The organism is Streptomyces sp. NPDC055078, from assembly GCF_053607985.1.
On the sequence record NZ_JBSGUP010000269.1, the window covers coordinates 1 to 10,439 of the forward strand.

Consider the following 10,439-nt stretch of genomic DNA (forward strand, 5'->3'; position numbering starts at 1 on the left):
GCTTTTTGCATTATGCCGGATGATCGGAACGAGCGGGCTGCGGCGTTCTACCGGCGGTTCGGGTTCCTGGAGAGCGGGTCCTTCGTGTATGAGCCGGGGGACTGGGCGGGCGGGATCTGGAGTTGGAGATCCGGCGCGGGCCGGGCGGCGGTGTGTCTGCTCCCTGACGCGGGGATCGACGGCTGATCGACGGCTGGTCGGCGGCTACTGGATCAGTGGTTCCGGCCAGCGGGCGCGGGCCTGTTCGGCCGAGCGGAGCAGGACCAGGGTCGGCAAGCCCTTGTCCTGGCCGGTTGCCAGCAGATCAGGGAGCAGTGGGAGGGGGGCCACGGCGGCGACGTCGTCGAGGATGAGCGTCATCGGCGGGTCGAGCCGGCCGGCGGATGACCGGGCGGCCCTGCGGCGGGCGCTCTCGACCACGTCCGAGGCCAGTGCGGTGAGCAGCGGCATCGCCCCCGGATGGGATCGGGGGTCCTCGATGGGTTCCCCCACCAGATAGAGGGTGCCCCCTTCGTCCGCGAACGATTCGAGGGTGAGCGTGTCGGTTCGGTTCGGGGTGCATGCCTCGCGGATATGGATCGAGGACAGCGAGGAGAGCGCTCGGGCCACCAGTTGCTGGGCGATTTCCCGCCGTTCGGCATGGGCGGTGAGAGCGGATTCAAGGAGTCCGGCGAGCCCGGCGGTGGCCTTGGGGTGCGTGCGGAGGATGCGTACGGCGTCCTGGACGGCGATGCCCTGTGCCCAGCGGTGGACCTGTTTGAACGGGCGGCCGTCCACGGCGGCGGCGTGCAGCCAGCAGCGGAGGAGGGTCTCGGCGGTGTCGGCCATCGCGGCGTCGAGCAGGGCCCGGGGCCGTACCGGCGCGAGCAGGGCGGTGGCGCGGCCGGCGGCGGTCTCGGCGTTCTCGCAGCGGGTGGTGGGGGACCAGTGGAGGCGGCCGGGAGTGTCGCAGAGGTGGCCGGGGTCGTAGACGAGTACGGGGCCGAGCTTGGCGCGGGCGTCCTTGGTGGCGGACCAGACGCTGGGGTCGGAGGTGATGACGAGGGCGGGGCCCTCGGCGTCGAGGACCGCCTGGATGGTGGTCGGGCGACGGGTCGCGGGGTCGCCGTAGAGCAGCCGGGGCGCGCGCGGTGCGGGGAGCGTGGTGTGTTCCAGGAGCGGGGAGCTGTCCGGCGCACCGGCCGGCCGGTGCGGTTGCGCCGGGGTGGCGGAGGGCACCGGGGCGTTGAGGCCGTCACCCGGGGGCCGTGACACCGGTGAGGGCTCGGAGGGCTCGGCGGAGGCAGGCCCGCGCGCCGGGGTGGCGGGAGCGGACGGATGCGAGGACTTGGCGAGAGCGGACGGGTGCGCAGGGTCGGCGGGGCCAGGTGGCTGAGTCGACCCGGCCGGGGACGCGGTGGTGCCGTAGGGGTCCCAGACGCCGGTGGCCGCCTGGGGGCGCGAGGGCTCGGCCTTGGGCGCGGGGGCGGCGGCCGGGCGCTGTTCGATGGGGTCGGCAGGGGCCGGGGGTCCGGCGATGCGGGCCTCGCGGCGTGCGGCACGTACGGCCTTCCAGCGCGCCAGAGTCCCCAGGGTGAACACCGTGAGGACGGCGAGCACCATCAGCTCGCTGATCGCGATCCCCCAGAACAGTCCGTACCCCGACAGCTCCCCGGGGGGCGTGTCCGGCCAGGCGGCGGGCAGATCCTTGGGGGAGGAGATGAGGGAGCGGACGGCCATGGGCGCGTTCTTGAAGGTCACGTCCGCCGGCCAGCCGCCGTGGGCGAGGAGGCCCGCGAAGCCGGTCGCGGTCCAGGCCAGTATCAGCAGGGCGAACCCCAGCGCGAGCAGACCGATCAGCAGGCCGTCCGGGACGCCTCCGCTGCCTTGTCCCTGCCTCTGTCCCTGTCCCTCGTGACGGCGGCCGTGCCCCATCTCATGCCACCGTCGACTCGGAGGACTCGTCCAGCTGCTGTTGCCGTTCGATCCTGGCCGCGCGCTGCTCCGCCTCCCACTCCGCGGCTGCTACGTCCTCGGGCAGGGCGGGTCCCGAGGATTCGGTCATGGCCCGGTCGGTGAAGACGAGTGGCCGTTCCGCCTCGGTGATCAGGTGTTTGACCACCTGGACATTGCCGTTGACGTCCCAGACCGCGATACCGGGGGTGAGGGTCGGGATGATCTCGACGGCCCAGCGGGGCAGGCCGAGGACCCGTCCGGTGGATCTGGCCTCGTCGGCCTTCTGGGCGTAGATCGTGCGGGTGGACGCCATCTTGAGGATGGCGGCGGCTTCTCTGGCGGCTGCTCCGTCGACGACATCGGAGAGATGGTGGACGACGGCGACGAAGGAGAGACCGAGCCTGCGGCCGAACTTCAGCAGCCGCTGGAAGAGCTGGGCGACGAAGGGGCTGTTGATGATGTGCCATGCCTCCTCGACCAGGAAGATGCGCTTCTTCCGGTCGGGGCGGATCCAGGTGTGCTCCAGCCAGACGCCGACGATCGCCATCAGGATCGGCATCGCGATCGAGTTGCGGTCGATATGGGAGAGGTCGAAGACGATCAGGGGCGCGTCGAGGTCGATGCCGACGGTCGTCGGGCCGTCGAACATGCCGCGCAGGTCGCCGTCGACCAGCCGGTCCAGGACGAGGGCGACATCCAGGCCCCAGGCCCGTACATCGTCTATGTCGACGTTCATCGCTTCCGCCGACTCCGGTTCCGGGTGGCGGAGCTGCTCGACGATATCGGTGAGGACCGGCTGCCGGTCGGTGATCGTCTCGTTGACGTAGGCGTGGGCGACCTTGAGGGCGAAGCCGGAGCGCTCGTCCAGGCCGTGGCCCATGGCGACTTCGATGATCGTACGGAGCAGGGCGAGCTGGCCCGTGGAGGTGATCGCGGGGTCCAGCGGGTTGAGCCGGATGCCGTCGTCCATCGCGGTCATCGGGTCGAGCCGGATGGGGGTTATTCCCAGCTCCTGCGCGATGAGGTTCCATTCGCCGACGCCGTCCTCGCCCTGGGCGTCGAGGACGACGACCTGGCGGTCCCGGAAGCGGAGCTGGCGCAGTACATAGGTCTTCTCCAGCGCCGACTTGCCGTTGCCGGACTCGCCGAGGACCAGCCAGTGGGGGGCGGGGAGCTGCTGGCCGTAGAGCTGGAACGGGTCGTAGATATAGCCCTTTCCGCTGTAGACCTCACGGCCGATGATGACGCCCGAGTCGCCGAGGCCGGGGGCGGCGGTCGGCAGATAGACGGCCTGGGCCTGGCCCGTGGAGGTGCGGACGGGCAGCCGGGTCGTCTCGACCTTGCCGAGGATGAAGGCCGTGAACGCCTCGGTGACGGCGGACAGCGGATCTCGCATGAGGATCAAGGCCCCTAACGGCGGATGCCGGTCGCGAACGGCAAGGTGTTCACAAAGGCCCGGTGGTGCTCGCGGTCGCACCACTCCAGCTTCAGGTACGACTTGCCCGCCGAGGCTCTGATCGTCCGCTTGTCCCTGGCCAGGGCTTCGGGCGAGCGGGACGACACCGTGATGTACCCGACGAGGTTGACGCCCGCCGCGCCGCTGGCGAGATCTTCACCCCGCTGGTCGAGCCGTCCGTGCGCGGCGATGTCGCGCGGGTCGACGGTGCGGTTCATCTTGGCGGCGCGGCTGGCGTCGGCCTCGTCGTTGGTCTTCTCGGTGAGCATGCGCTCGATGGCGACTTCGGTGGGTTCGAGATCCATGGTGACCGCGACGGTACGGATCACATCGGGGGTGTGGACGAGCAGCGGCGCCAGGAAGTTGACGCCGACGGGGGTCATCGGCCATTCCTTCACCCAGGCGGTGGAGTGGCACCAGGGCGCCCGGGTGGAGGACTCGCGGGTCTTGGCCTGGAGGTAGGTGGGCTCCATGGCGTCGAGTTCGGCGGGCCAGGCGTTGCGCTTGGTCATCGCCTGGATGTGGTCGATGGGGTGGTCCGGGTCGTACATGGAGTGGACGAGGGAGGCCAGCCGGCCCTGGCCGAGCGGCTGCCGGACCCGGATGTCGGCCTCGGCGAGCCGCGCGCAGATGTCGGTCAGCTCGCGGGCCATGACGACGGCGAGGCCGGCGTCCTTGTCGAGCTTGCGGGACTTGCTGGCCTGGCGGGCCGCGCGGGCCATGGCGGAGCCCTCGGCGGCCAGTTCGCGGGTGTAGTGCATACAGGCGACGAGATACGCGCGGTGCTGCTCGCTGGAGGTGGAGACCATCGACTGGAGCTGCTCGTAGGACTCGCGGAGCCAGCCGGCGGCCTGCTGGTCGCCGCGCTGGGCGACGTCCTTGGCGTGGGCGTCGGGGTCGGCGGGCAGGGTGCGGGCGAGCATCTGGATACGGGTCACGAAGCCGTCGCCGTTGGCGACATGCTTAAGGAGCGTGCCGAAGCGGTCGACGAGGGCTTCCTGGTCCTCGCTGTCGCGCAGGCCGACGCCCGGGCCCTCGATCTCGATGGCGGCGGTGACGGTGCGGCGGTCGGCGTGCAGCAGGACGGCGATCTCGTCGGGGCCGAAGGGGGCGGCGAGCCAGTTGATCCGGCCGATGCCGGGGGGCGGGCCGATCTCGACCTCGCGGCCGTCGATCCGGGTCCCGGCCTCGGCGGCGGTGGAGCGGTAGACGGTCCCGGCGCGCAGGGTGCGTTTGAAGCTGCGGTTGATCTCGAACCACTTGTAGAACGTGCGGTGCTTGTACGGGACGTAGACCGCGGCCAGGGCGAGCAGCGGGAAGCCCATCAGCAGGACGATGCGCAGGGTGAGGACGGGGACCAGCAGCCCGCACATCATGCCGAGGAACGCGCCGGCGATGATCAGGGCGATCTCGCCGGTCTCGCGGTTCTTGCCGACGATCGCGTTCGGCCGGGCCCGACCGATGAGATACGTACGGCGGGGCGCGATGGGATGGGACTGGGTCGTCACCGCCCGCCACCTCCTGTGCTCTTGCGGTTGCTGTGCGGGGTGCCGCCGGACGGGCTGTTACGGGGCGGTGGGGCGGTGTTTCCCTTGGCCGGCGCGGGGCCGGTTGGCCGGCTGCTGTGGGCGGCGACGCCACCGCCTACGGGGTTGGCGGGGCGGGCACCGCCTCCGCCTTGGCTGCCGCCGTCGCCGCCTCCGTTGCCTCGGGAGCTGTGTGTCTTGATGCCTTGGGAGACGAGGGCCGCGGGGGAGCTGATGACGGCGGCGGCGCGGCTCTCGGCGCTGTTCTGGATGCGGTTGTTGCGGGAGGCCGCGATCTCGTCGCCGAAGCCGGGGACGAAGCGGTAGATCATCGCGGAGGCGAAGATGGCCAGGATGATGATCGCGAGGCCGGAGACGACGGCGGAGAACGAGTCGGGTCCGTCGTCGCCCGCGAGCGCGCCCGCGAGGCCCAGCACGATGACGATCACGGGCTTGACCAGGATGATCGCGATCATGATCCCGGCCCAGCGGCGGACATTGCCCCACAGGTTCTTGTCGACGAGTCCCGAGTAGACGACGACGCCGAGGAGGGCGCCGACGTAGAGGAGGACGGCCCGGATGAACAGTTCCAGATAGAGGATGCCGGCGGCCACGATGGTGACGAGCGAGACGACGATCAGCATGATCGGCCCGCCGCCGATGTCGGTGCCCTTCTTCAGCGCCGCGGAGAAGTTCCCGAAGAACTGGTCGGTCTCGCTGCTGGTGCCGCCCGCGATGACCTCGGTGATGCCGTCCGTGACGGAGACGAGGGTGAAGAGGATGAGCGGGGTGAACGCGGACGCGAGGACGGTGAGCCACAGGAAGCCGATGGCTTCGGAGACGGCCGTCATGAAGGGCACGCCGCGGATGGCCCGCTTGGCGACGGCGAGCAGCCACAGCAGGAGGGTGAGGATGGTGGCGGCGGCGAAGACGATGGCGTACTGGGAGAGGAACGTGGTGTTGGTGAAGTCGACGGTGGCGGTGGACTTGACGGCCTTGGAGAGGGTGTCGATGGTCCAGGACGCGGCGTCGGCGCAGCCTCGGGCGAGGGAGGAGAGCGGGTCGAGGGAGTCGGTGGGGTCGGGCGGGCCGCCGGAGCCCCCTCGTTCCTGCTCCTGCTCGCAGTAGCGCTTGGAGCTGCCGCTGAGGAAGCGGCACCGGTCCTCACCGCTGGGCGTGGGCGAAGGCGTGGGCGCGGCGGTGGCGCGGGCGGCGAAGAGCAGGGCCGCGGTCTGGACGCCCGTCAGCAGCGCGAGAACCGGTCCCGCGCGGTGGCGGTGCGCGTCGCGGGGCGGTGCCCCGGCGCCGGGGGCCGGTCGCCCGGCCGGAGGGGGCTGGCTGTCGGTGAGGGAGCGGGGGCTATCGGGCATACGTGAACCCTCCGAATTCCGCGACGGCCTTGCTGATCTCGTCCGAGGTGGAGGCGGCGACATCGCCGGGGACGGGCGCGGGCCCGTCCTTCTCCGTATCGGTGGCGATCTTCCAGTCGCCCGCCGTCCACCGCAGCTCGAAGGTCCAGGTCTTCCAGGTGGTGCGGACCGGGTCGGTGGAGTCGGGGCCGGACATCCCGATGAGTCCCATGTACCAGACGGAGACCTTGGCGGCGTCCGCGCCGAAGCTCTCCACCTTGGTGCCGACGGGGACGGTACGGGAGACGAAGGTGCTGCCCTTGGGGGCGTTCCCCTCGGCGTCGAGCCCCATCTTCTCCAGGAGGGAGGTGGAGTACGCCCGGTCCTGAGGGTCCTTCAGCTTTGCGGCCGCTTCGGGTGTGTAGACGGTGTCGACGATCGCGTGACGGCTGCCGGACTTGAACATTCCGTCGGAGCCCAGCGCCACGGCGAAGTTGGAGGCCGCGCTCTGGGCGCCCTGCTCGTCTCTCGCGTATCCCGTCGGGATTCCCCCCGACTCGCCCTTCACCGGCTTGACGCCCGTCGCCGCCGTCGGCCGGGAGCCGGCGCCCTTGTCCGCCGCCGTATCGCCCGACGGGTCGTCGGCGCCCCCGCCGCGGTTCGCGAAGGCGATGGCCGCGATGAGGAGGACCACCACGCCCACGACCGTGATCAGCGAGCGGGAACCGCGCGGGGGGCGGCGGGCGCCGCCGTAGATGTCGGGGTCGGTGGGGTTGGGGAGGCGGGTGCGGGTCTGGCCCGTGCCGCCGAAGCCGTCGTCCGCGCGGTCGCCCTGGTCGCCGCGGTGGCCGTGGTCGTCTCCGAGGCTCATCTCGCGTACTTCCCCTCGCTCCGCTGGGGGAGACGCCCTCCCTCAACCGTGTGCAGATCCGCGCCGGACAGATCCGTGTCGTACGACGGTGTGTTGTCGTACGACGACGGTAGCCGCGCTGCTCTCCGCGCGGGCGCGGTGTGGTGAGTCGACATCAGGGAGACGCAACCTCTGAGGGTGGGCCGGGCACACGGGGAGAGGAGGGAGAGCACTGGGCGGCGGAGCGGGGGGAACGGGTCGGGTCAGACGGCCATCCCGTACACGATGGTGAACACGGTCCCCAGCGAGCCGATGATGAAGACACCGGTCAGTCCGGCGACGATCAGCCCCTTGCCCTGCTCGGCGCTGAAGGTGTCGCGCAGCGCGGTCGCTCCGATGCGCTGCTTCGCCGCGCCCCAGATCGCGATGCCGAGGCAGATCAGGATGGCCACCGCCATCACCACCTCGATCATCACCCGGGCCTCGGTCCCCAGGCCCCCGAAAGGCCCCCAATTTGGAGCGATTCCGCCAATGATGGTGGTGATATCGCCCTTTTCGGCTGCCAGGATCATGTGTAACTCACCGCCCCTGTCGGGTTGTTCGCTGCCCGTGCCCCACGGCATGGGCCATCGCTCTATCTTCGCTGATGAAACCGCCCACGTAAGCCGACTTGGCGGGTCTCTTTACCCGAACTCCGCACGTATGACCGATCTCACCGCGTCTGACCTGCGGCGGGTATGGATCGGTTCACCGAGAGGAGCCAGTATCGTCACTCTGTGTATCATGGGGCGTGACTCCGGGCAATGACTGTCGTTGTTCCACCTTTGGGGCGTTCCTCACGTTTCGGGCGCGCGGTGTCTGCTTTGGGGTCGCTCCCGTCACTCCTGTTTCACGTCGGCCGCTTTCTCGTCGGCCGCGTCCCGGTCGCCCGGGAGCGGTGCGGGCGACGGGGAAGCACAGGGGGCGCGCTGAGGGGGTGACGGCGCATCAAGCGGGGTGGCCGGGGCGCGGTGGGTGCACCGGGAGCGCCGGTCGTCGCAGGCGGCGCGCGCGCCGTGGCTGTCGCAGTCGTCACGCGTCCCGCCCCGCCCCGCCGTCCACCCCCTGATCCGCCCCTCGCCGACCTACACTGACGCAGGGCGGACTCCCATGGGGTGAAGGGCGGTTGACGGTGCGTAAGGGCTGGCTGGTGGCAGGTGTCTCCCTCGGCGGGTGCCTGCTGTTCGTCGCGCTGCTCGTCGTCGGGACGTACTCCGCCGCCTCCGGTCTCTTCGGGTCCCAGGCCAACGGCAAGAACGGCGCCGTCGGGCTGGCCAAGGGCGCCGTGCCCGCCCGGTACCAGCCGCTGGTGCAGAAGTGGGGCAACCTCTGCCCGGCGATCACCCCCGCGCTGCTCGCCGCCCAGCTCTACCAGGAGAGCGGCTGGAACCCCCGGGCGCAGAGCCATGCGGCGGCGCAGGGCATCGCGCAGTTCATCCCCGGGACCTGGGCGTCGCACGGTATCGACGGGGACAACGACGGCGACCGCGATGTCTGGGACCCGGCCGACGCGATTCCGTCCGCCGCGAGCTATGACTGCTCCCTGGCCGGATATGTGAAGAAGGCCCCGGGCGATCCGACCAACAACATGCTCGCCGCGTACAACGCGGGCGCCTACGCCGTCATCAAGTACGGCGGAGTCCCCCCGTACAAGGAGACACAGAACTATGTGAAGGTCATCCGGACGCTGGAGAAGTCCTTCGCCCGGCCGATCGGGCGCGTCGAACCCTCGCGGCAGGCGGCGGGCGCGATCGAGTTCGCGCAGCGGAAGCTGGGGACGCTGTACCTCTGGGGCGGCAACGGCACGCCTGAGCAGGGCGGACGGTTCGACTGCTCCGGGCTGACCCAGGCCGCGTACCGCACGGTGGACATCGAACTGCCGCGGGTGGCGAACGATCAGTACAACGCGGGGCCGCACCCCTCCCGGGAGGAGCTGCTCCCCGGCGATCTCGTCTTCTTCTCCGACGATCTGACCAATTCACGGGCCATCCGTCACGTCGGTATCTATGTCGGTGGCGGGTACATGATCAATGCTCCCCGTCGCAATACCGTGATCCGCTTCGACAAGATCGACACTCCTGACTATTTCGGGGCGACCCGGGTCACCGAAGATGGCGCGAAATCGCTCCCCAAGCCGCCTTCGCAGGCGTGATCCAGGCTATCCGCATGGCCGGAACTCTCTGTTAGGCCAAGGCCCTGAGCTGCGGTGATGTGTTTCTCTTCGATAACGTCATGGTGATCGTTCGGTTGAGAGTGGAACGTCCGAAGGGAACAGGCCGTTCCCTGGACGGAGAGCAGTCGCGCTGACCATGCAGCAATCACCAGGCTTTGACCACGGGATTGACCACGGGGGTTGGTAGGAGCGGCGTTTCCCCGCGTGCGCCGCGGCAGACACCGACACACACACGGCAACAAGGCAAGGGGCCGCAGCAGATGGCTGGACTCGCAGTGGGGCACTCCGTCGCGGAGGCGGGCGGAGGCTCGGGGCCCGATCTCAGCCTGCTCTACGACATCAACGGCCTGGCCAAGGCCGCCCCGCCCTGGTTCGACCGCGTCATGGGGTTCGTCGGCGAGTACGGCATCATGTTCGGGCTCGTCGTCGTCGGGCTCTGGGCCTGGTGGAGCGTACGCCGCCGCGGTACCGCCGAGGACTCGGTCGCGGCCGTCGCCGGACTCGTCTGGGCGCCGCTCGCCGCGGCCGTCGCGCTCGTGGTCAACATCCCCATCCGCGGCTTCGTCGAAAGACCCCGTCCCTTCATGGACCACTCCGGTCTGGAGGTCCTGGTCTCCGGGAAGACCGACTACTCGTTCGTCAGCGACCACTCCACGATGGCCATGGCGATCGCCGTCGGCGTCTTTCTCGCGCACCGCAGATTCGGCTTCGCCGCGCTGGGGCTCGCGCTCGCCGAGGGGTTCCTGCGGGTCTATATGGGTGTGCACTACCCCACCGATGTGATCGGCGGATTCGCCCTCGGCACGGCGGTCACCCTGCTGCTCGCGCCGCTCGCGCTGGCTCTGCTGACCCCCGTCGTCTCGGCGGTCGCCGGGGCGGGGCGCACCGGCTGGCTCGTACGGTCGAAGCATCCGCTCTCCGGGCGGGACGGCGGCAGGGCCGAGCCCCTCGGCATCCCCGAGCCGAGGACCGAGGGCGGCGGGGAGCGGGATCTCGCGGCCTGACCCATCGATCCGGGCGGGTCATGGCTGGTGCCCCCGGGAGCGGGGGCGGGGGTGGTTGCGATTGCGGTGGTGCGGGGGCCAGGGGCGCGGGTGCCCGGTGCCGGGCC

At 70.4% G+C, this 10,439-nt stretch carries 8 protein-coding genes and 1 pseudogene; 3 read left to right on the forward strand and 6 right to left on the reverse strand.

Going from position 1 to position 10,439, the window contains the following annotated elements:
* Nucleotides 1–186: pseudogene (locus ACWF94_RS22030) on the forward strand (hypothetical protein); the annotation flags it as partial.
* Nucleotides 187–204: 18 nt separating this feature from the next.
* Here the strand turns inward: ACWF94_RS22030 and ACWF94_RS22035 are convergent.
* From ACWF94_RS22035 to ACWF94_RS22060, 6 genes are all read right to left on the reverse strand, one after another.
* Nucleotides 205–1,914 carry a type VI secretion protein gene (locus tag ACWF94_RS22035; protein ID WP_453490926.1) on the reverse strand — a complete coding sequence of 570 codons (1,710 nt, stop codon included), beginning with the start codon at nucleotides 1,912–1,914 and terminating at the stop codon, nucleotides 205–207.
* 1 nt (nucleotide 1,915) lies between these two features.
* Nucleotides 1,916–3,331 carry an ATP-binding protein gene (locus tag ACWF94_RS22040; RefSeq protein WP_453490929.1) on the reverse strand — a complete coding sequence of 472 codons (1,416 nt, stop codon included), beginning with the start codon at nucleotides 3,329–3,331 and terminating at the stop codon, nucleotides 1,916–1,918.
* Between the two features lie 14 nt (nucleotides 3,332–3,345).
* Nucleotides 3,346–4,899, reverse strand: coding sequence for an SCO6880 family protein (locus tag ACWF94_RS22045; protein WP_453490931.1), 1,554 nt, complete (start codon nucleotides 4,897–4,899; stop codon nucleotides 3,346–3,348).
* Nucleotides 4,896–6,287: a hypothetical protein gene (locus ACWF94_RS22050; protein ID WP_453490934.1), complete on the reverse strand. Its 1,392-nt coding sequence runs from the start codon at nucleotides 6,285–6,287 to the stop codon at nucleotides 4,896–4,898. Before ACWF94_RS22050 ends, ACWF94_RS22045 begins: the two co-directional genes overlap by 4 nt.
* Entirely contained in the window at nucleotides 6,277–7,137 is an 861-nt protein-coding gene (locus ACWF94_RS22055; RefSeq protein WP_453490936.1) for a hypothetical protein, read from the reverse strand. The genes ACWF94_RS22050 and ACWF94_RS22055 overlap by 11 nt, the downstream gene beginning before the upstream one ends.
* Before the next feature lie 242 nt (nucleotides 7,138–7,379).
* On the reverse strand, nucleotides 7,380–7,688 hold the full coding sequence (locus tag ACWF94_RS22060) for a hypothetical protein (RefSeq protein WP_453490938.1): 309 nt from the start codon (nucleotides 7,686–7,688) through the stop codon (nucleotides 7,380–7,382).
* Between the two features lie 599 nt (nucleotides 7,689–8,287).
* Here ACWF94_RS22060 and ACWF94_RS22065 point away from each other — a divergent pair.
* Both ACWF94_RS22065 and ACWF94_RS22070 read left to right on the forward strand, forming a co-directional pair.
* Nucleotides 8,288–9,307 (forward strand): C40 family peptidase, encoded by a 1,020-nt coding sequence (locus tag ACWF94_RS22065; protein WP_453490943.1) that lies wholly within the window; start codon nucleotides 8,288–8,290, stop codon nucleotides 9,305–9,307.
* A gap of 281 nt (nucleotides 9,308–9,588) precedes the next feature.
* Complete coding sequence (locus ACWF94_RS22070) at nucleotides 9,589–10,332, forward strand: phosphatase PAP2 family protein (RefSeq protein WP_453490940.1); 744 nt, start codon at nucleotides 9,589–9,591, stop codon at nucleotides 10,330–10,332.
* Nucleotides 10,333–10,439 lie beyond the last annotated feature (107 nt).